General features: G+C 41.1%; 20 protein-coding genes. 3 read left to right on the forward strand and 17 right to left on the reverse strand.

The features are described from left to right. Nucleotides 1-10: 10 nt before the first annotated feature. From CYL18_RS10465 to CYL18_RS10480, 4 genes are all read right to left on the reverse strand, one after another. A complete protein-coding gene (locus CYL18_RS10465) occupies nt 11-316 on the reverse strand; it encodes a YunC family protein (RefSeq protein ID WP_104849455.1) in 306 nt (101 codons plus the stop codon). Nucleotides 317-387: 71 nt separating this feature from the next. Then, a complete protein-coding gene (locus CYL18_RS10470; RefSeq protein ID WP_104849456.1) occupies nt 388-1,743 on the reverse strand; it encodes a bifunctional metallophosphatase/5'-nucleotidase in 1,356 nt (451 codons plus the stop codon). A gap of 11 nt (nt 1,744-1,754) precedes the next feature. Beyond that, nucleotides 1,755-2,576: a sulfite exporter TauE/SafE family protein gene (locus tag CYL18_RS10475; protein WP_104849457.1), complete on the reverse strand. Its 822-nt coding sequence runs from the start codon at nt 2,574-2,576 to the stop codon at nt 1,755-1,757. Nucleotides 2,577-2,620: 44 nt separating this feature from the next. After that, complete coding sequence (locus CYL18_RS10480; RefSeq protein WP_104849458.1) at nt 2,621-3,466, reverse strand: DUF72 domain-containing protein; 846 nt, start codon at nt 3,464-3,466, stop codon at nt 2,621-2,623. A gap of 180 nt (nt 3,467-3,646) precedes the next feature. Here CYL18_RS10480 and CYL18_RS10485 point away from each other — a divergent pair, with 180 nt between their 5' ends. Then, the gene (locus tag CYL18_RS10485; protein WP_104849459.1) at nt 3,647-4,171 is read left to right on the forward strand and encodes a hypothetical protein; all 525 of its coding nucleotides are present in this window, start codon (nt 3,647-3,649) and stop codon (nt 4,169-4,171) included. A gap of 287 nt (nt 4,172-4,458) precedes the next feature. Here the strand turns inward: CYL18_RS10485 and CYL18_RS10490 are convergent, their stop codons facing one another. From CYL18_RS10490 to CYL18_RS10510, 5 genes are all read right to left on the reverse strand, one after another. Next, a complete protein-coding gene (locus tag CYL18_RS10490; RefSeq protein ID WP_104849460.1) occupies nt 4,459-5,349 on the reverse strand; it encodes a hypothetical protein in 891 nt (296 codons plus the stop codon). Beyond that, nucleotides 5,346-9,017 carry a multicopper oxidase domain-containing protein gene (locus CYL18_RS10495; RefSeq protein WP_104849461.1) on the reverse strand — a complete coding sequence of 1,224 codons (3,672 nt, stop codon included), beginning with the start codon at nt 9,015-9,017 and terminating at the stop codon, nt 5,346-5,348. Before CYL18_RS10495 ends, CYL18_RS10490 begins: the two co-directional genes overlap by 4 nt. Then, nucleotides 9,010-9,327, reverse strand: a complete 318-nt coding sequence (locus CYL18_RS10500) for a hypothetical protein (RefSeq protein WP_104849462.1) — start codon at nt 9,325-9,327, stop codon at nt 9,010-9,012. The genes CYL18_RS10495 and CYL18_RS10500 overlap by 8 nt, the downstream gene beginning before the upstream one ends. Nucleotides 9,328-9,359: 32 nt before the next feature. Continuing rightward, the gene (locus tag CYL18_RS10505; RefSeq protein ID WP_236636376.1) at nt 9,360-9,647 is read right to left on the reverse strand and encodes a hypothetical protein; all 288 of its coding nucleotides are present in this window, start codon (nt 9,645-9,647) and stop codon (nt 9,360-9,362) included. Nucleotides 9,648-9,781: 134 nt separating this feature from the next. Beyond that, the gene (locus CYL18_RS10510; RefSeq protein ID WP_104849464.1) at nt 9,782-10,504 is read right to left on the reverse strand and encodes a hypothetical protein; all 723 of its coding nucleotides are present in this window, start codon (nt 10,502-10,504) and stop codon (nt 9,782-9,784) included. A gap of 87 nt (nt 10,505-10,591) precedes the next feature. On the opposite strand from CYL18_RS10510, the gene CYL18_RS10515 reads away from it, so the two are divergent. Further along, entirely contained in the window at nt 10,592-10,999 is a 408-nt protein-coding gene (locus CYL18_RS10515; protein ID WP_104849465.1) for a hypothetical protein, read from the forward strand. Nucleotides 11,000-11,001: 2 nt separating this feature from the next. Here CYL18_RS10515 and CYL18_RS10520 read toward each other — a convergent pair whose 3' ends face one another. The 3 genes from CYL18_RS10520 to adhE form a co-directional block, all read right to left on the reverse strand. After that, a complete protein-coding gene (locus CYL18_RS10520; protein ID WP_104849466.1) occupies nt 11,002-12,321 on the reverse strand; it encodes a copper resistance CopC/CopD family protein in 1,320 nt (439 codons plus the stop codon). A 439-nt stretch (nt 12,322-12,760) separates the two neighbouring features. After that, nucleotides 12,761-13,120, reverse strand: coding sequence for a hypothetical protein (locus CYL18_RS10525; protein WP_104849467.1), 360 nt, complete (start codon nt 13,118-13,120; stop codon nt 12,761-12,763). Between the two features lie 259 nt (nt 13,121-13,379). Continuing rightward, nucleotides 13,380-15,983 (reverse strand): bifunctional acetaldehyde-CoA/alcohol dehydrogenase, encoded by a 2,604-nt coding sequence (gene adhE / locus CYL18_RS10530; protein ID WP_104849468.1) that lies wholly within the window; start codon nt 15,981-15,983, stop codon nt 13,380-13,382. 264 nt (nt 15,984-16,247) lie between these two features. Between adhE and CYL18_RS10535 the strand changes: the two genes are divergently transcribed. Beyond that, entirely contained in the window at nt 16,248-16,553 is a 306-nt protein-coding gene (locus CYL18_RS10535) for a c-type cytochrome (protein WP_104849469.1), read from the forward strand. A gap of 170 nt (nt 16,554-16,723) precedes the next feature. On the opposite strand, the gene CYL18_RS10540 is transcribed toward CYL18_RS10535, so the two are convergent. From CYL18_RS10540 to sufD, 5 genes are all read right to left on the reverse strand, one after another. Then, a complete protein-coding gene (locus CYL18_RS10540; protein ID WP_104849470.1) occupies nt 16,724-17,413 on the reverse strand; it encodes an N-acetylmuramoyl-L-alanine amidase in 690 nt (229 codons plus the stop codon). Nucleotides 17,414-17,725: 312 nt separating this feature from the next. After that, on the reverse strand, nt 17,726-19,123 hold the full coding sequence (sufB, locus tag CYL18_RS10545) for a Fe-S cluster assembly protein SufB (protein WP_104849471.1): 1,398 nt from the start codon (nt 19,121-19,123) through the stop codon (nt 17,726-17,728). A gap of 57 nt (nt 19,124-19,180) precedes the next feature. Beyond that, complete coding sequence (gene sufU / locus CYL18_RS10550; RefSeq protein WP_104849472.1) at nt 19,181-19,612, reverse strand: Fe-S cluster assembly sulfur transfer protein SufU; 432 nt, start codon at nt 19,610-19,612, stop codon at nt 19,181-19,183. Further along, entirely contained in the window at nt 19,602-20,831 is a 1,230-nt protein-coding gene (locus tag CYL18_RS10555; protein ID WP_104849473.1) for a cysteine desulfurase, read from the reverse strand. The genes sufU and CYL18_RS10555 overlap by 11 nt, the downstream gene beginning before the upstream one ends. Beyond that, the gene (gene sufD / locus CYL18_RS10560; protein ID WP_104849474.1) at nt 20,831-22,138 is read right to left on the reverse strand and encodes a Fe-S cluster assembly protein SufD; all 1,308 of its coding nucleotides are present in this window, start codon (nt 22,136-22,138) and stop codon (nt 20,831-20,833) included. Before sufD ends, CYL18_RS10555 begins: the two co-directional genes overlap by 1 nt. Between the last annotated feature and the right edge of the window lie 14 nt (nt 22,139-22,152).

The following is a 22,152-nucleotide window of genomic DNA, read 5'->3' on the forward strand; positions in this document are numbered from 1 at the left end:
TAAATATCATTCAATCATTAAATAATGCAAGAGCATCTATCCCTGTCATACCGGGAGTAACGCCTCTTTTTCTCGCTTCATGGGTCACAGATTCAAGAGGGGCATGAAGCAGCTCTTCCAATGTCTTCACCCCAACTGCCCTGCCTGCGATAATTTTGCGGTCAGCCAGTCGCTCATTTAATAATCCCACATCCAGCGCCCCGCACATAATATAACCTTTATCATTAGATATAACCAATAAAGTTGTTTTCGGGAGCTGAACTGAAACGCCGGTAAACAGCCTCCCGCCTATTTCATAAGGGATAATTTCCACCATGCTGATTCCCTCCATATCCTTTAAAACTATTGCTCTTAAAGTATATGGATTAGAGCTTGCATGATTGCTGCTTATCGAGCAGATTGGGCTAATTTCCAGCCCAATAGGTCGCGCAGGAATTCAGGCATCAAGTAGCGTTTCCGCTTCACATCCTTAATCTCAGGAAATAAATAGCCAAATGTGAACATATCAGGTATGGCTAATGTATATTCAGCCCTCTTTAGAATCCTCTCTCCATGGATTCTCCAATCGCCATCTTTCTTTTCCACGCCATCATACACGAACATTCCCATAACAGAACCACGGAATCCAAGTCCTTTCACTTGAAAATGCGGCCATTTCGGATTTTCGGTTTGTGCCAATATACTAAGCAGCTCCCAGCCGGAAACGGTCAGAATACATGGATTAATTGGATGCGGACATATCCTATGTAAATCAAATCTTGTGATTGGACCTTTATCAAGACCATCCAGCAATAAGCCTGCATTAATGAATGCGCAATCTGTCTTGCACCATTCCCTCAATCCCTCACACAAAAGTTTGGGCATATCAGAGGTCTTAAACCAGTCCGTTGTCAATGGATGTGTAATATTGAGAAGCACATCTGAGAGCTCTGCTTTCCCTTGATTATATAGAAGATTAGCCGTTTCAATCTCCTTGTTCGTATATCCCTCATCCGTCATCCCTTTTAACGATGACACAGCTGTTATTTCTCCGTTATCTATCGTAATTTCCACATGACCGACAAACATTCCATACTTGCCTGCCCCGCATATAAGCGTATTACCAATCACTTTTCCATGATGAAGAATATGATGCGTATGCCCGCCAAGAATCACATGAATCCCCGGATAGTTTGCAGCAATCCACTCATCCGACGGCAGCCCTAAATGGGATAATAGCACGATTAGATCCGCTTGCCCTTCCAGCTCCTTAAGTACAGCTCCAATTTCCTCATACGGATCCGTCAGCTTCCACCCCAGCAGACGATAGAGCTCTGTAAATGGCGCTGTTACACCGAAAAAAGCGACTTTCCTGCCCTGAGGGGTCGTGCGGATGAAATAGGGCAGCGCCCAGTTAGGCCGCCTTCCCAACTCATCATATAGATTAGCCACCGTCACCGGGAAACGCGCCTCATCATACAAATGATTAAGTGCTTCATGGGGAAGAGTGATACCCTCGTTATTGCCGATAGTGGCACCATCCATGCCAGCTGCATTTAATAGTTCAATATTCCCTTTTCCCATCGTTCCTTCTGTAAAAGGGTGGAAACGATCGACATGATCTCCTATATCGAGCTTATAGACGATATCCCCAGCGCTCTCATATAGCTCCTTCTGCTCATCCATATAACGGACGATTTTTTCCCAATGTTCAAAATGGCTATGTAGATCATTAACATGTAATAAATGAATCGTTTCCTTCATGTTTTACACCTCTATACTAAGGCTTGCGCGCCTTCCCAAATCAATTTAACACCTACCACGATTAACATAATCCTAAGCGCCAAGACAAGTGTTGTACTTGTCATTCGGGCATTGACATACGCTCCTGCTTTTGCTCCTAACCATCCTCCAGGAATGAGGGCAAGAGCGTAGACCCAAACAACATTCCCGCTAACAATATGCGTCACCGAGCCAATGATGGCAGAAAGGCATATTAATAGCATCGATGTGCCAACAGCAAGATGCGGCGGGAAATGAAAGACAAGCAGCATGACCGGCACCATTAGGGCACCGCCGCCAATCCCAAACAAAGAAGAAAGGAATCCGACGACAAAGGAAATCGACAGGGCAAATCCTACTCCGTACCCGTATGTATGTTCCGTTCCATCCTGATCAACATAAGTCCTTGCCACACCGCTCTGTTTTTTTTCCTTCGGCTTCAACTTCCCCCTAACCATCAATAAAAAAGAGAAAAACACCATGAGAAGACCAAAGAAAATATTAAAGGCATCAAGCTGTAAAAATTGATTGGCCCAGCCTCCTGCCAAGCTACCGGGGGCAATTCCAATTAGAAATAAAAAAGCACTGCGATAATCAACGTTTCCTTGCTTCAAATAGGCAAGGGCCGAAGAAAGACCTGTAAACACAAGTGTGAACAAAGACGTCCCAACTGCCATCTGCGGAGTGAGAACGCCAAGCAGACCACCTGACATAAATAAGAGCAACGGCACGATAATGATGCCACCGCCTAAACCAACCAGTGCCCCTACGAAACCGGCTGCCAAACCAATCAGTACAAGCAATAAAAATTCCATATAGATAAGACCAGCCTTTCAAAGTAAGTCACACTAACGAAGAATCAGAATAAATCAAGCTGCTTCGCATTCAAGCCCTCATAATTAATACCCAGCAAAGACTGAAATTCCTTCGCATTATCAGCAGCATCTCCGCCGGAATTATTATTGAACAACACAATAATATCCTTCGTATGCTTCGCTAATTCCTGAATCCTCATTGTCCATTCGACTAGTTCTTCCTTATTGTACTTATATAAATAGCGGACTTCACGCCAATTCGTATCATTTGGTTTATTCCAGCCGTGGACATTTCTACCATGCATTCGGATTAAGGTCACTTCCTCATCCGTCACAACAGGAACTGTCGGAATCGAACCCTCGCCTGCTTGCGGCTCATCCACAATCGAATGAATCCACCCTTCCTTCTTCATGAATTCAAGTGTCCTCTCCCTGAAGGAAGGAGCAAACCAAGACTGGTGCCGAAATTCAAGCGCGACCCGGATATCCCCCATCTGTTCCTTGCAATAGCGAAGATACTCAACATTCTCCCTCTTGCAATCAAACCAAGGCGGAAATTGAAAAAGGGCCATCGCAAACTTGCCGGCCTCCATATATGGGGCTAAAGAATCCCGAAACGCCGTAAACATCTCAGCCTTTGTAGCGAACGGAATATCACCTCGCTGATGCCCTGTCATCCCCTGATAGGCCTTTACGACAAACTTAAAATTCTCAGGAGTTTCACTTACCCACTTTGAAGCATTCCGGATAGGCTGAATCGCATAAAAGGACGCATCCACTTCCACAACAGGAAAATGCGCACTATATTCCGCAAGCTTATCCCTTGATTTAATAGCAGGCGGATAAAGAGAATCATGATCTCCCCACCCGGTTACACCGATATAAATCATCCGAATATCCTCCTTCCATCTATCATAGCATAAGCTCCTCTCTCCACTAATGGACCGCGCTTTGTGTTAGCTCCATAAAAAATATTGAAAATATTTAATCACTGCTTTATAGTTTATCTATCATGCCGAAAGGAGGTCCCAATCATAAAAATCAAAGATGTAATAGACAAATACGAACAGATGGAGCAGCTTAAAGACGCACCAATCACATATGTCACCCTATTTTTCTGGATTGTCATCTCCATCTCTCTTCTATACTATCTCTTAAAAAACAGAAAAGACATCCAACTTATCTCTGGGATATTATACATAGCCATACTGATTGGTTCGCTATCCATAAATTTATTTATATATAATAAAACAGCTGAATACGACTTCTCATTAACAGAGGAGAAATGGAAAAAAGACTACTTCATCCCTTACCTTAATACCCAGGCAGAAAAACAGACACCCGTAGACATAATCTCTCTCACCCCAGACAGCAAACAACAACCCGCCCAATCGATTAGCCTGCATAACAAAAATCTATCCACGGTATTAATCCGTCCTATCAACTCAAATGATGAAACGCTAATAAAAGTAACTATTAAAAACAGCTCAACGGACAAACCGTATCTATCATACAAAAAAATCGAAATGGATATCTCCCCAATATATAAAGAAGATAGTTATTATGAACCTATTCTTTATATACCCTTAAACTAAAATGATGTGCAAGCCCAAAACACTGCTGCCGGAAAGCATGCTCTCCCTGCAGCAGTGTTTTTAGTGGCATTCAGTTAGCTAATTCTGGTCTCTAAGCATGATAATTAGATTTGCTTGCCTTTGCCCACCCTTTGTCCACCCTACTTTGCATGGGCTTTCGGCGGGTCTTCTCCCAATTCCCCATAAAAAACGGACTTCGTGAGGCTGCCGAAGTCCGTTTCTTGCCGATAAAATACGGCATACCTATTTCACAATTGTTCTATATCTTTGTCTTTTTCGTGTGTCATTCATGGATGATCATGTTTTATTTCAAGAAAACAAATTTCGTCCATATTGAATTCTTTCGATTTATCCTTATTTTTAATCTTTATTCTTTCAGGTTCTACTCTATATAACGTTCCTTCCATCATCCTATTATCATCAGTTTTCACTTTAATATCCTTGCCCAAATAATGTTTCAGATGCATATGAAGAGTAAGCCCGAAAAACAAATTAACTAACTCAGGATCCTTTGAAACAAAGTCGCCAAAGTTCAGGACCAGTTTCCTTCTAGTAGTCCGTTCTGCATGAAGGAACTCTTGTTCATCATGTTTATGGTGTTTTGTTATTCTCAATTTTTCTCGCGAATGCTGAAAAAACCACTTATGACAATTTTGAAATAACCTTTTCAAATTCAAAAAATATTTTCTCCATATCGGTACCTTTTCCTTCTTAGGATGTTTGTGTTTCGGACAATCTTCCCTTGAAAGTGATATAAGCCTCTCATACAGAATAAACACATCATTCCCGAGTGAATTTAATTGTATGAAATTCCGGCCTGCTGTTACTAATGTTCCTGTTTTTTCTATTACAGCTTCTCCTTCTCCTGCATCAGCCTCTTTATCTTCAGACCTGCTTTCTCCACATTTCAATTTTACTTTTACACATACCCCCCTAAGATTAAGGAAGTGCAGCTGGAGCTGCCTCGTATTATTCGGGTCACTCTCATTCCCAAGTGAACGAAGTAAATCATTAGCAGCTTCAATGCAGCGCTGCAGCTCATCTAATTCATCAGGTGGAAGCGGGCTATTGGGAGAAGTGTATCGTCTAGTGGGTATTTGTTTAGGACAATCACATGGGAATTCAGCATAATTAGCACAGGGACAGTTTATACTATGACAATTTGGACATTGGTTCATTTTGAATCATCCTTATAAACCTTTTTCGTTTTTGATTGCAATGGTTTTAAAGAATCGGTTTTATCCTTTAGAACCCGCATAATTCCCCACATTCCTAATTCAATATCCCATCTGATTAGACCTGAACGATACAAGTAATCTCCTGCTTCCCGCAACAAACCGCCAGCTCCATAAAGTAATTCAAAGTTGTCACTTGAACCTACGGTGTTGAACCCATCAGCTGATATAATAGAAGAATTCATATCCTCTCGGCTTCTAAAGAATTTATGCCCATGGATGGTAAAGGTATGCGTCCTAGGTTTGTCAGCTGGAAATACAAACCGCAGCGTCACGGGATCCCCAGGGTAGGCCAAAAACAATGGGATTGCTGGATCTTTATTGTCTCCTCTTGTACTAAATACTTTAAACACTTCGTTTGGATGATCTATCCGATGGTGGAACCTCTCTGAACGAAAGTTGAATCCTCTTGAACCTTGATCTTCAGGGTCCGCCAGTTCTTCTTCTGGTTCAACAAAAAGCGGTTCCGGATCAATGATTAGTTTTCCATCCTTATCTACAAGCCTAACCCCATCATGCATTAATAGAGCAAACTCTCTAAATTCATATAATAAGGGATTCGAAATAACGACTTGACTGCCTCTATTTACTTCCTTTCTCGTCATTGGATCTAGATAATCTGATCCTCTTGGCTCTCCAATCAGCATGCCAAAGGCTCCATGATGGCGATGATTTCGGACATCGGCCATATCCCAGAGATTAGCAGATCCGAAGTCACGGTCGATATACCAGCGATACGTAATACTTTGCCCTGGAGCGATTGTCTGGTCATCATTAAATCCAACCGTTGCGCCATCAGAATGTCTGACATCGTATATCACATGTTGGGCATGCAGGGATATACGCTTGGATGGAGGAAATGGAGCATTCACCGGCACAAACGGATAGCCATGTTTTTTCTCGTGATGGAAGTGATCTTCCAATCGATTATGAAGAGTTATTTCCACCCACTCACCGGTATTGGCACGTATAATAAGAGGTTCCGGATTTAAATCTCCTTTCAAGATATTAGGCACATCCTCCTTGAGGGCAAAGATAATGCCAAAAGGATCGTGATCTCCAGCATCGTTATACTGGATAGAAGCATTTAATGCAACCACCTCATACCTTCGAACAACCGCATTAGGCGGGTAAGGTTTTTCTGGCTGAGATGCGATTGGAGGCTTCTTCCCGGTTGGATTCGGTAAAGGTTTCTCTCTTTTTGGAGGCGGCTCTCTATCTGGCAGCGGAATTAAATGCGGCACTTTTTTCTCGAAGGTTCTGAATATCCCCCAGTTTCCTAACCAAATGTCATCAACACTTCCATAATGGTAAAGCATATCGAAGTCACCCTCTCCTTCGATATTAAATTCCAAAGTAAATGATTCAGCTATGACAAGATGCTGCTGCTGATCGATTTCTGAGTCTAAATCCAGCCTTTCTCTATGCCATCTCTGGCGATGGAGGTTAAAACTATGCGATTCTTCATGAGCCCCTTGTAGAAGACGAATTCGCACAGGATCTCCATTATAGGTTTGTAACATAGGCGTTACAGGGTCACCATGAACCCAAGAACTAAAGACATAAGCAGGGTCACAATCCGGTTCCTTTAAACGGAACTGAATAGGCTCATTTCGATAATTAACGCCCATTACCCCAGGATCATCTGGGGAACCTGGAAACGGAGGAGGATTTAAGGGACAGCCGTCTTTATCAAATAGCAGGGTAAAATCCTGTACAAATAAAGTCAGCTCACGGAAATCTGGAATTAATGGATTTACGATGGTTGCCTGGGTTCCTGATTCGATTTCTCTTCCTGTACGTGAATCTAAGAATTTTGAGCCTCTCGCTTGAACATTAATACTGGCAAAAACACCATGCTGCTGATGCTCATTAGCAAATAGATGATCATGCCAAAAGGTCGCTTTTAATTCAACATCGGCAAACCATTGGTAACGGATCGTTTCACCCGGAAGAATTCCCGAATCATAGTTCCAGCCTACATTTGCACCATCTGCTACAAGAACGTCAAATTTAACAAAGTGAACATGCATGCCTGCTTCATAAGTTCGGTTCACCAATTGGAAAGCATTCCCTCCAATTGTTTCAGGCAATTTATTGGTGAATTTAAAGTGAATGCATTCACCGGCATTAGCCCTTAACACAAGTGGTTCCGGCGCCTTTCTTCCAGAGCGTACATCCTCTTCATCTTCTGCTAACACATATAATCGGCCCTCCGGATCGTGCCATCCTTGGTTATTATAGACAATTGGCATTTGCATTAAGACAACATGAAATTCCCTTTCAGGTGTTACATCCGGTATACAAGGATTAACAAATACGGCTCCCGGTCGAGCATTTGGTGCGAAATGACTCTTTTCAATCCTAGTGGCTTCTCTTCCTCCCACAATCCCCAGCGGTGGACGTGGCGCTTTCGATCCTACGATACCTGGAATAAAACCTGGAAATCCTGGCTTCTCTGGCGTCGGTCTTGGAGGCAACGGCCGATCAGGCAATGGCTGCAAGGCCTTAATGGGTAAACCATTTGGATAACATTGACTGCCATCCTGTAAGGTATCAAAGTTGCGTTGCATCCCCCACATTCCTTCTCCAAAGTGCGGGTAAAGATGGCAGTGTATAATCGCATCCCCCATTGCGCCTTGTAAGCTTCCTGCCCCGTAGAGAGGAGAAACCGTATAATGAGTTTGAGGGGAAATGGCCTGTACATCCACTAGCTCCGAATCCACATCTGTTGGTTCAAATAACCATTGATGGACATGGTAATGAAAGGAATGGGTCTCTTGGACACCACCATGAACCAGCCTGATTTTTATCGGATCTCCGATATAAGCTCGCAGAATCGGTGTATCCGGATCACCGAACACCCATGAATCATGATGAACCTCTTCACCTTCACAATCTGGACAAACGACCCCCTCCTGAATCAATCTCATCCTATTCCGCATCGGTTCAGCACGATAATTGATTAGATGTGTCGCTTCTGGCTGAAGGGTATGGGGACTAATAGGTGCTTGTCCTGTTAAATCATCCACTTCCATTTCATCGTGGAAAAACCACCCGAATTCTCGGTAAGAAGGAAGCAGCCTGTTATGAACATCAGCAAAACAGCCGCTATCAATCGGTTTACCTGTAACAGGGTCCGTCCACCACGATCCACGAGGTTCTACGAAAAGAGCGCCAAACAACCCATGAACATTGCTTCCTAATTCACTCGATAACGTATTGCCTAAATCTGAAAAGAAATGAACGCCTTCCTGAGTGACTTTCCACTTATAAACGATTTTTTCATTTGGTTCAACGGTCGTATCTGGATTTATCCCAACAAAGGCACCGTCAGAAGTAAAAACATCGTATTCGGTGTTTTGAATGTGCATGGAGGTATTAAAAGGGAGTTTGTTTTCAAAGGTAATTTCGATGTCATCGCCTACGTTAGCACGAATCACGAGGGGCTCTACTAAATCAACAGGAGTAAATGGATGATGTTTCACCTTTTTTTGTACAATATTCACATTTTCCTTCAAAACATACATCATGCCATCGGGATCATGATCGCCAAATTTATTCACAACAATACGGATAGGAATGGCCACAATATGAAAGCGTCTAATCATCTTCTTCGCCTCTAATATCAGGTATAACAGGTTGACCTGGTTTTTGAATATAAAAAACTTCAATATTATCAATATGAATATTGAACGTTTCACCATCTAACTCTGTGATATTGGTCACCTCAGCTTTTATGACCACATAATCACCAACAACCTCAACAATTTTGCCAATAATCAAGAATGGATAGGAAGCCATAAGGATTAGTGCTCTCCTACTTATGTTTTCTTCAAATTCACGGGTAACATGAGCTTGTCTAATAGCATTAATATCTTCACCTCGACTACCTTGCTTTGATGAAGGTTTTTTATCCACAAAATCACATCCTAGCTTAAAAGTTTTTCGTATTATAAAATCGGGATTACTCGCTTAGGGTCAAAAAGGGTGATGCTAACAATATGTTCAAGAGGAAAATTTAATGGGGTTGGGAACGTGTAAAAGGGCGCGTTATGCATCTTAATAATCGGCTTGTCCATTGTAATGAATCCGTTATTAACCTCTGTCACTTCCCCGGTAAAAATCGGTCTGAACGTTTGACCTAGAATATTAAGCTGACTACTTTCCAATACCAGTAATACTTCCTTATTTTTGAATTCCGCAAATAATCGGTTTCTACCAATAATCGGCTCTGCCAAAACCATCTCTCCCATCTTTTTTTATATAATATGAATGTTTAATTGTAGGGAAACTGAAAGTGAAAAAAATAATGAATTTCCCCATTCAAAATAAACATTCTTCACGAAAAAAAGATCAACTTACATTGATCTTCTTAATCTTCTTTCCTGAAACGTCCTTTTTTTACGTTTACTAATAAACGTTGAAAATAAGAAATAAATCTACCCTGCTTCACATAATTTATATTGTTAATGGATATTTCGTGTTTTTTCTTATCTGTTATTTGAATAGTATTGTTTAGAATTTTGGTCAATTTTCCTTTAATCGTTTTGCCAGCAAATAGGGTAACTCTTGTACCCAGCCATAACGTTAAATTTGTATTTAGTGATTCTTCAAAAAACTGCTGCTTTAATATTTCTTTACCCGAAACCGTTTCACCAAAGTTTGTCAATATTCTTCGTCTAAGCTCTGTATCATAAATGACATGTTGATGCCCGCTTGGCAAATCTGGAATTCCAAAAGGAGTTTTAGCAGAATGAATGGCATGATACGGAATCCAAATACGCGTAAATAACGTTTTAATCATAACAAAGTTTCTTCCTACAATATTCACTTTACCTACCGTCTTAATGACCTCTTGGCCATCCCTTGAGAAGACCTCAACCAGCTGATTTTTTTTATGCTTAAAAAACTTCAATAACATCAGTTGCTTTTTATGATCCGGAAGATAACTTCCTAAGTTTTTCAGATTCACGCCATGAATATATTCTTGCAGCATTTTCAACTCATACAAGGGCAATGAACTCGCAGGAGATGTAAACCGATCTTCCTGTTTTAATTCTGGATGTTCATATTCGTACCTACCATTATTACTCATGTTTTTCCTTGTTCCTTTCCATACTTAATTGTTTGGCTATTGAATTACCTAAATAAGCCCAAAACTTATTTAAAGGGAGAAGACATTATGAGCTTATTAATCATATTGATTACTGCAAGCTATTTCATTGTTTGTTTTGTTTCTTATTCTTTCTTATTTAAAGTGAGAAATTTAATTGGATATCATCTTGGAATGAATCTTGCCATGTCAAGTAGCGGTGTAATGGGGATTGCCATTGGAACTATCCTTGGCTTTACTTTCCCCGAGTTCTATACTGAAATCACCATTGTCACCACCGTTATTGCCATGATTATTGGGGCATTATTTGGAGCATTGGTTGATTATCAAACCTTACTTTCTGGTATTTCAAGCGGGTTAATGGCTGGAATTATGGGCCCAATGATTGGGGTTGTCGCAGACCTAGGTTTAATTACTTTTTCAACAGTTCTGGTCTATTTCACTTTCGGACTTCTTTGCTTTTCTATTCGTTCCTAAAGTTAAGACATTGGACTTAAATAAGTTAAAATAGACACAAGAATAATAATGACCATCATCAAGAAGAAATCTAGTACAATCAGTTTTCCCGAGTCCGCTTTTCTGTGTTTTTTAATGGCTGAACGTATGAAAGCTCCTATGATTAGAACAAAGACCACCAGAGCTAATTTAGATAGCAGAGCTATTCCCCAGCCTGTTAATAATTGCTCAAAACTAGAAATAAAGGCGATTCCAGCAAAAAGGCCTGTTATTGATAAAATAATCATACCTATGAGAGCGTATCTTGAAAAAAGCGGTAGAAAGGATTGGACGTATAATCTTTGCTTTCTCCAAAAGACTAGTATAAATGTGAGACCAGATGCCCAAATGGAGGCTGCCAGTAAATGAATACTATTACTAATCACTAAAGCAGAGGTTGGTTCAAATTCAAGCGAATGACCATTCAAACTTTTAGACAAAAGAAGAATCATAATCCAACCAAGATCACACCATCTATTCCGAAACAATATAATAAAACCAATTAGTGAGGCAACAAGTGAAACTAGCCACATCAAACCAAAATTGGTCCCGAACGGGAAATCCGGAGGAAAAGCTAACCCTTTATCGGTGAAAATGTTTAATTGCATCAGTATCATGGAGAGTAATCCGACGAGATGAACCATTTGAAGCACAATTCCCCAGAATAAATACTTCTTCTGCAGGTCATTCGCATAATCTTGAATATACCTCCACCAAAATACCCAACCAATGATTAATAATAAGCCAATATAATAAATCGCTCTCATCAAATAAATTAGCCATTCCGCTAAGTTGGCTTCAGCTAAAGTGATGGGTTCTGAATTAAAGCCTGAATCCACCTTCATGATGTTTTCTTCACTACTTGGCTGTTGCGGTTCAAGTTCCACAACGGATCCGTGTCTATCCATTTGCGGTGTTGGATTCACATCAACGACGCTAAAATTATATGCACCTCTTATTGGATGACCGTCATTCGATGAAATGACATAGTATTCGACCCTATAAATTCCCTCATTTAACTCTGGGAGTTCCAAGGTCATTTCCTTCTGATTGTCGTTAAACCGAGGCGGATTATCCGTTACCTCCTGTTGCTTTTCATTCGTTACCTTTAAAGAGGCAAGCTCTCTTTCAACCTTTTTATCAAACGTGATGACGACCTCATTTGGCTGGGTTTCTAACTGACTATTCGGAACAGGAGATTCCTTTACAACAAAAGAATGACCCAATGCTTTATTAGGACTCAAAAAAAAGAAGAATGAAGTGAAAAATAGAAAAATAGTAAACAAATGTTTGATTTTAATCATCTTAAAACTCCTATCTAGAAAACCTTTTAAAATGGTATTCCCCCTGACTAAGCTGCTTCCCTGTATAAATTAAATCGAACCAGACATTCAGACATTTTACTTGCCTAAAGGCTCTGCCCGCTTAGTTCGCACAAGGACACAACTGACAGTCTTTTGAAGTTGACCTTTCCGTTCAGCTGCTTCTGCAACCGACAAACGATTTGTACAGAAGATGATGGCATCCTTCCCGATTCGTATACTATTCTAAGTGAACTAAAGCTCATACGATTTCCAATGGAGGACACCATCAATTCGTCAACGATGCCAGGAACAAAGAAATAAACTTATCACAATAGGCTGACTAAGATTTAAGTCAGACTAACACGGTAAACAAAAGCTTCGTCTAGGGATTTTTGAAAATGCAAAATTCCACCTTCTATTTCACCCAAAAGCTTTACACTCATTTCTTTTCTTCATTTAACCAGTGTATGTGACTGATTTTGTCCTTTAAAATCGTTACAATCCTGCCATGATCATTTAATAGCTCAATAAAGTCGATCCCAACATTATAAATTTTCCCGCTGATTTTATTTTCTTCAGAACAGAGAGTCGTTTCGATTTCAACTTCTTGTCCTTTAAATTTAACTAACTCAAAATTCAAGTTATCCGTTAATCCTGCTAAGTTTATTTCGAAAAAATCTCCACAGTCTTCGCAATCTAAATAAGGAAAACGAACAGGGATGAGAAATCTTTCTTTCAAGAAACGATGATGGTCCTTGTCCCAATTATGTTCATCACAATGACATTGCTCGGATTTCAAGACGTTTACCTCCTTTCATAGTATTATTCAATATATGTAATTCCCCTGCTCTTTGAATGGGATTAGCGCACAGGATCATACCCATATAACATGAAGGCCACACCCTCTTCCTTCGAAGTTTACACTATCAAAGACTAACGAAAACACAGCAAATGACGATAGCGTTTCCTGACATAACTCAATAATAAATGAGGTCAATATATCGACATCAAAAAAAGAAGACAGCCCAGCTGTCTTCTTTCTTTATCCCATCCTTCTATTAAACTCCCTCATAAGCAGCTTTCAGAATATCCTCGAGTTCTGAAACAAGCGGCAATTTAGGGTTTGCTGTTGTACATTGATCCTCAAAGGCGCGTTCTGCCAGATGGTTCAGTTTTTGCTCCAGCGCAGCTTTTTCAACACCTTGGCCTTTCATGCTCATATCAATGCCGATTGATTTGCCCAGTTTTATTACTGCATCCACTAGGGAGTCTACGCCCTCTTCAGTAGTGGAGGCAGGCAATCCAAGCATTCTTGCAATTTCTGCATAGCGTTCATCTGCACAGTAGCTTTCATATTTAGGGAAGATTGCATGCTTCCTTGGACGAATCGCGTTGTAGCGGATGACATGCGGCATTAGTATAGCATTGGCGCGTCCATGCGGAATATGGAATTCGGCTCCAATTTTATGTGCAAGACTATGGTTAATACCTAGGAAGGCATTGGAAAATGCCATACCAGCCATGCAGGATGCATTGTGCATCTTCTCGCGTGCTTCTTCATCCATGTTATTATCATAGGATGCTTTCAAATACTGGAATACTAATTTAATTGCTTTTAATGCGAGACCATCTGTGTAGTCATTTGCCATGACGGATACATAGGATTCAATCGCATGAGTTAATACGTCCATCCCTGTGTCAGCCGTAATGCTTTTTGGCACGGTCATAACGAACTGGGAGTCAATAATGGCTACATCTGGTGTCAGCGCATAATCGGCTAATGGATATTTTACATTGGTTGCTTTATCCGTGATAACCGCAAACGGCGTCACCTCTGACCCTGTCCCTGAAGTCGTTGGAATAGCGACAAATTGCGCCTTCCCGCCCAATTCAGGGTATTTGAATGTACGTTTGCGAATATCTAAGAATTTTTGTTTGATACCGAAGAAGGTCGTTTCCGGCTGTTCATAGAAGAGCCACATACCTTTTGCAGCGTCCATTGCAGAACCTCCGCCGATTGCAATGATGACATCAGGCTGGAAGGCATGCATTAATTTTGCGCCTTTGAAGACCGTTTCATCACTTGGGTCTGGCTCAACATCAGCGAACATGTCTATTGCTTCAATGCCTTTGTTTTCTTGTAAGTATCTTTTCACGATATCAATATATCCAAGGCGGACCATGCCTTCATCTGTTACGATAAATGCACGTTTAATGCGCGGCATTTTTGCCAGGTATTGAGTGGAATATTTCTCAAAATACACTTTAGGCGGCAATTTAAACCATTGCATATTATTGCGGCGCTGCGTCATTTTCTTCACATTAATCAAGTGAGCCGCAGATACATTCTCTGATATAGAGTTATTTCCATAAGATCCGCAGCCCAGTGTCAGAGAAGGAATAAATCCGTTGTAAATATCGCCGATACCGCCTTGAGCAGATGGAGCATTGACCATGATGCGGCAGGCCTTCATTCGTTTTCCAAATTCCAATTGGACATCTTTATCTGTGCTGTGAATGACAGCAGAGTGTCCGAGACCACCTAGGTTTAACATATCCATACATGCTTTGTAGCCTTCTTCAGTGGTATTCACTCGGATGCAGGCAAGAACCGGGCTTAATTTTTCTCTTGAGAGCGGATAATCAGGACCTGCTCCTTCGAGCTCAGCAATTAAGATTTTTGTATCAGCAGGTACTTCAAAGCCTGCCATTGCGGCAATCTCAGTTGCAGGTTTACCGACAATATCAGGGTTCACGGCACATGTATCTTTATTGATAACTAGACTTTCAAGCTTTTTCAATTCAGCTTTATTAACGAAGTAGCAATTGTTGAGGATGAATTCATTCCTCACCTCATCATAGATTTCCGTATCAACGATGATGGCTTGCTCTGAGGCACAGATCATGCCATTATCAAATGTTTTGGAGAGGATGACGTCATTTACAGCACGCTTGACCTTCGCTGTTTTCTCAATGTAGCAAGGGACGTTACCAGGACCAACGCCAAGAGCAGGTTTCCCAGTGGAATAGGCAGATTTGACCATGCCAGATCCCCCCGTAGCTAATACAAGTGCAACATCCTTATGGTTCATCAATTGCTTGGTGGCTTCAATAGAAGGCTTTTCAATCCATTGAATGCAGCCTTCTGGAGCTCCTGCTTTGACTGCGGCCTCATAAAGGACCTCTGCTGCCCGCTTAGAGGATTCTTGTGCAGAAGGATGGAAGGCAAAAATAATCGGGTTGCGTGTCTTGATGGAAATCAATGCCTTAAACATAGTCGTAGAAGTCGGATTTGTCACTGGTGTAACACCTGCTACAATTCCAATCGGCTCCGCAATCTCCACAATGCCTGCCTGCTCATCTTCACCGATGACTCCAGCTGTTTTGTTATATTTAATGCTATGCCAAATGTATTCAGTGGCAAATATGTTTTTCGTGCATTTATCTTCGTAGACTCCGCGGCCTGTTTCCTCGACTGCCAATTTCGCTAACGGCATATGCTGATCAAGACCTGCAATGGACATTTGGTGCACAATTTCATCAATTGTCTCTTGGTCAAAGGTTTCAAGGACATGTAAAGCTTCTTTTCCTTTAGCCACTAAACCATCAATCATTCCGGATACGGATAGAACTTCCTCAATCTCTTTTTCTTTGATAGACATGTATATTTCCTCCCTATGGATATTCATAAGGGTCTTATATTGTCCCTCATGGTCATTTATTGTCCCTATTAGGATAAAAATAATAACTTATCTGATACTTATATTTTATCTGAAAAATTTTATATTGTCTTTGGCAATTTTGTGAAACTTGTAACAATTCAACAAAAAGACGTCCCTTTCTTTTCTCATTAACAGGCATAAATGTTAAAATTAGTGTGGAATATCATATTTCCACTTAAGACTATGTACTGAAGGGAGATAACTATGTATAAAAAAGCATTACTCTCCATTCCGCTTATATTCTCACTAGCGGCATGTTCCTCAGATGAAGAAACTAACGATACAGCTAATGTAACTGAAGAAGAGAGAATTTACCAAAATAATTGTGCTTCATGTCATGGAAAAACACTGGAAGGCTATGCTGGTCCGGAACTTGTGAACATTGGCAATAAAATGAGCAAGGATGAAATCCTGGAGACCATCAATAAGGGTGCTAACGGCATGCCAGCTGGCATTATTAAAGGTGAAGAAGCTGAAAAAGTAGCCGAATGGCTTTCAGCTAAAAAGTGATACAGGCGGAGAAATTCCGTCTTTTTTTAGAATTGAGATATATTCCATATAGGTTAATTTGTCCCTCTGGACCTTAATTGCCAAATTCATCTCATGCATTAATCCTCTAAAGCAAAAATCATAAAAATATCCATCCTGTTCGCAGAATGGATACAACCATACACTTCATCTTATTTTACACGAATCTTGTCACCGACTATAATCTTATAATCATCGTCTAGCCCATTCCAATTCTTGATCTGACTGATTGTACTTCCATATTTTTTACTCAATGAATAAACGGTATCTCCATAAACAACAATATGGTAGACTGCCGTGTTTTTCTTTGTTAAAGCGAAACTCTTAGCAATCCCATTTACATGTCCACGGGCTATTGCTTCTATAAATGAAGCTGACTTTAATTTCGTCGCGTCCCTGCTATTATCAATAAATCCATTTTCGGTTAATAATGCTGGCATATTCGATTCACGCAGCACATGGAAATTGGCTGTCTTTTCACCTCTGTCTTTGAAATTGACTAATTTCATAATCTCTGAATGGATATTTGATTGATAGACCTTGGTTACTCCGCCTATACCTGGATAAATATAGTCTTCATACCCTTCTCCACCACCTGCATTAATATGAATGGATAGAAAGTAATCTGCTCCCCAAGCATTAGCTGAGCTTGTCCGTTCAGTTAACGTCAGGTAGGTGTCATCTGTTCGACTCATTTTAACCGTAGCATTATTATATTCCGACAATAATAGATTCTTTATACGAGTAGCAATTTCTAATGTGAGCTCTTTTTCCTTCAGTCCATTGCCTGTAGTTCCTGAATCTTGGCCCCCATGACCTGGGTCAATAAAAATTTTAACCAATATCAATCCCCCCAATGATATAGTATGAATTTTTTTAAAAAATCGTTATGGACAAGTTAGCAAAATCAGCAAAATTAAAACATACCAAAAGTCAGAGTAAAATCAAATTTCGGGATGGTTTTTGTATATCGAAATATGGAGAGAAGTGATTATCAGGATTATGTCTTTTTTTGGATACGCTGACCATACCTAATTTTGTGATAGCTTTTTTTTGGGTATGGAGCATATAAAAAAGACGAACTTAAAAAGTTCGCCTCTTTTAATTAACCTTGTATGCACAATATGCTTTATCGTCAATAAAGCTTTTGTTTATTAACCGATAGAACCTTCCATTTCAAAGCTGATCAGGCGGTTCATTTCAACGGCATATTCCATTGGCAATTCTTTTGTGAATGGCTCAATGAAGCCCATGACAATCATCTCTGTTGCTTCTTGCTCGGAGATTCCGCGGCTCATCAGATAGAATAATTGTTCTTCAGAAACCTTGGATACCTTCGCTTCATGCTCAAGGGAGATATTATCATTATGAATCTCATTGTATGGAATGGTATCTGAAGTAGATTCATTATCCATAATGAGTGTGTCACATTCAATGTTAGAACGAGCGCCATCCGCTTTTTTGCCGAAGTGGACAATACCGCGGTAAGTTACCTTTCCGCCTTGCTTAGAAATGGATTTCGAAACAATTGTAGAAGAAGTATTTGGCGCTAAGTGCATCATTTTCGCACCTGCATCCTGATGCTGGCCTTTACCGGCAATCGCGATGGACAATGTCATGCCGCGTGCGCCTTCGCCTTTAAGGATACATGCAGGATATTTCATTGTAAGCTTAGAACCGATGTTACCGTCAACCCATTCCATTGTTCCGTTCGCTTCAACAACCGTACGTTTTGTTACCAAGTTGTACACGTTGTTTGCCCAGTTCTGAATGGTTGTGTAACGGCAGTAAGCATTTTCTTTAACAATGATTTCAACAACCGCACTGTGAAGGGAGTTTGTTGTGTACACCGGTGCTGTACATCCTTCTACATAGTGTACGGACGCATCTTTATCTACAATGATCAATGTACGCTCAAATTGACCCATGTTCTCAGAGTTAATACGGAAGTAAGCCTGTAATGGCGTATCCACTTTCACACCTGGAGGAACATAGATGAATGATCCGCCGGACCATACAGCCGAGTTCAATGCAGCGAACTTGTTGTCAGATGGCGGGATAACCTTTGCCCAGTGCTCACGGAAGATATCTTCATTCTCACGAAGGGCAGAGTCAGTATCTTTGAAGATGATACCCATTTCTTCTAAGTCTTCCTTCATGTTGTGGTAAACAACTTCGGATTCGTATTGTGCAGAGACACCTGCCAAATATTTTTGTTCTGCTTCAGGGATACCTAGTTTATCAAATGTACGCTTGATTTCTTCTGGTACTTCATCCCAAGATTTCTCTGATTTCTCAGATGGCTTAACATAGTACGTAATTTCGTCAAAGTTAAGACCGCTTAAATTGCCGCCCCATTGTGGCATAGGCATTTTGTAGAAATGTTCAAGTGACTTCAAACGGAAGTCCAGCATCCATTGTGGCTCGTTCTTCATGCGGGAGATTTCTTCAACAATCTCTTTTGTTAGTCCGCGTTTAGAACGGAAGATGGAAACGTCCTTATCATGAAAGCCGTACTTATAATCACCGATTTCAGGCATTTTTTTTGCCATTGATCGCTTCCTCCATTCATTCGGGTTAAACAGATTGGCTTAAACCCGTGTTTTGTATTATTCTTTAAGACCTTTTTCCATCGCCTTCCAAGCTAGTGTGGCACATTTGATTCGCGCCGGGAATTTATTAACCCCTTGGAGGGCTTCTATGTCACCAAGATCTAATTCATCTTCCTCATAATCCTTGCCTTGCATCATGTCAGAGAAGATGGAAGCAAGCTTCATCGCCTCTTCTACGCTCTTCCCCTTGATTGTTTGTGTCATCATCGAAGCCGAAGACATGGAGATGGAACATCCCTCACCATCGAACTTCGCATCTTTGACAATGCCATCCTCCACCTGAAGAGTTAAGTGGATTCGATCTCCGCAAGTCGGGTTATTCATGTCAATAACCAAACTGTCTCCCTCAAGAGATCCTTTATTGCGAGGATTCTTATAGTGATCCATGATTACCTGTCTGTAAAGGTTATCTAAATTATTAGAAGCCATTACTGAAATACTCCTTTGTTTTAACGAGTCCTTCGGCCAAGCGATCGATATCTTTTTCCGTATTGTAAAGATAGAAGCTTGCCCGTGCCGTTGATGATACATTTAACCATTTCATTAATGGCTGTGCACAGTGATGACCTGCACGGATGGCAATTCCCTCAGAGTCCAGGACTGTAGCAACATCATGTGGGTGAACATCCTCAAGATTGAAAGTAATAACGCCCGCTCTTGCTTGTGGGTTTTTCGGACCATAAATCGTGAGTCCTTCAATTGCCCCTAATTTCTCGAGTGCATAGGCTGCCAGCTTATGCTCATGTGCCTCGATATTCTCAAGGCCGATTTCATTAAGAAAATCAATCGCGGCTCCCAGTCCGATTGCGCCTGCAATGATTGGCGTACCTGCTTCAAACTTCCATGGAAGCTCCTTCCAAGTGGATTCCTGCAATCCGACGAAGTCAATCATCTCCCCGCCAAATTCAACCGGCTCCATCTCTTCAAGATACTTCTTCTTCCCATAAAGCACACCGACACCAGTCGGACCGCACATTTTATGAGCTGAGAAGGCGAAAAAGTCACAATCAAGATCTTGGACATCGACTTTGATATGCGGGGCACTCTGTGCTCCGTCCACCACCATGATTGCTCCGTTTTCATGAGCAATCTTTGCGATTTCCTTCACTGGGTTGATGACACCAAGTACATTACTTACATGCATGACGGACACGATTTTCGTATTTGGCGTAATAACCTTCTTCACCTCATCAAGAGAAATCGTGCCATCCTCCTGCAGCGGAATGTACTTCAAGGTTGCCCCTGTAGCCTTAGCTGTTTGCTGCCATGGGATGATATTGCTATGATGCTCCATCATACTGATGACAATCTCATCGCCAGGCCTCAGATTGGCTCGTCCATAGCTTACGGCAACCGTATTGATCGAGGTTGTTGTCCCTCTCGTGAAAACAACCTCCTCAATAGAATGGGCATTAATGAACTTTCTTACCTTTTCGCGCGCATTCTCATAAGCATCCGTCGCGATCGTGCCTAGAGTATGGACACCACGATGGACATTTGAATTATAGCGACTATAGTAGTCATCGATGGTCTGAATGACAGATAGCGGCTTCTGTGAGGTAGCCGCACTATCTAGATAAACAAGCTCATGACCATTGACTTCTTGCTCAAGGATAGGAAAAAGCTCTTTAATATCAGATCTGATCATTACTTAACTTTCCTTTCAATTACCTCAGTCAATTGCTTCTTGACTGCTTCTACAGGTAATTGATTTACAACTGGTGCCAAGAAGCCGTGGATAATCAGGCGCTCAGCTTCGGTTTTTGAAATTCCTCTGCTCATCAAATAGTAAAGCTGTGTAGGATCAACGCGGCCTACGGAAGCTGCGTGACCTGCTGTTACATCATCTTCATCAATGAGAAGAATTGGGTTTGCATCTCCGCGCGCCTGTGGGCTTAACATCAATACGCGTGATTCCTGAACGGCGTCTGATTTCGTTGCCCCATGCTCGATTTTTCCAATACCATTAAAGATAGAGGATGCCGAGTCTTTCATTACACCATGCTTCAAAATATACCCGTTAGAGTTCTTCCCGAAGTGGATTACCTTGGTTGTGAAGTTCTGGATTTGGTTCCCCGTTCCGACTACAACCGTTTTAGTATCACCATAAGCTCCCTTACCATGAAGATTTGTGATGTTTTCAGAGATTGTATTGCCATCATTCATCAAGCCAAGCGCCCACTCAACGCGGCCGTCATTCTTAACATATGCATTACGGTTTACATAGGTTTGCATATCTTTAGATAATGTATCAACTGCACCGTATTTCACTTGTGCGTTATTGCCGACAATTACTTCAGAAATCAAGTTTCCGAGTACTGGTTTGCCTTCTGCCAAGGAAATGTAGTTTTCCACGTAAGTAACAGCACTGTTATCCTCAGCTACGATTAATACATGGTTATATAAATCCACTTCATGATTGTCAATAACGAAGACAGCTTGAATCGGCTCCTCAATTACGACATTCTTTGGTACGTATAAGAATACGCCGCCATTGAATAATGCTGCATGAAGGGCTGTTAATTTATTTGTTGTCACTGGGACACTCTTCGTCATGAAATACTTCTGTACAAGCTCAGGATGTTCCTTTGCCGCGTCTTGAAGGTTCATGAGGATAACACCCTTGTCTTGAAGCTCCTTAGAGAGCGTCAAATGGGCAGCAGTATGGTTTCTTTGAATATAAAGGCTTCTGTCCTCTGCAGGGTTGAGCAAGCTCTTTACTTCATCAGGAAGATTGTCAAGGGATGCATAAGTCTCGCTGTCAACCTTGCTCACTTTCATATCCTCGAGATTCCATTTATCTATTTTAGTTTTATCTGGTTTGGGCATAGGAGTCACACTGGCTTGGGAAAGGGCTTCTAGACGAAGGCTTTCAAGCCAGGCAGGCTCACTATGTGCTTTTGAAAAAGAAGTAATTGCATCTTTTTCAATTGGTAACGTAGTTTCTGTTGTCATAATGATCCTCCTAT

The sequence above is a fragment of the Pradoshia eiseniae genome (genome assembly GCF_002946355.1).
Taxonomy (GTDB): Bacteria; Bacillota; Bacilli; order Bacillales; family Pradoshiaceae; genus Pradoshia; species Pradoshia eiseniae.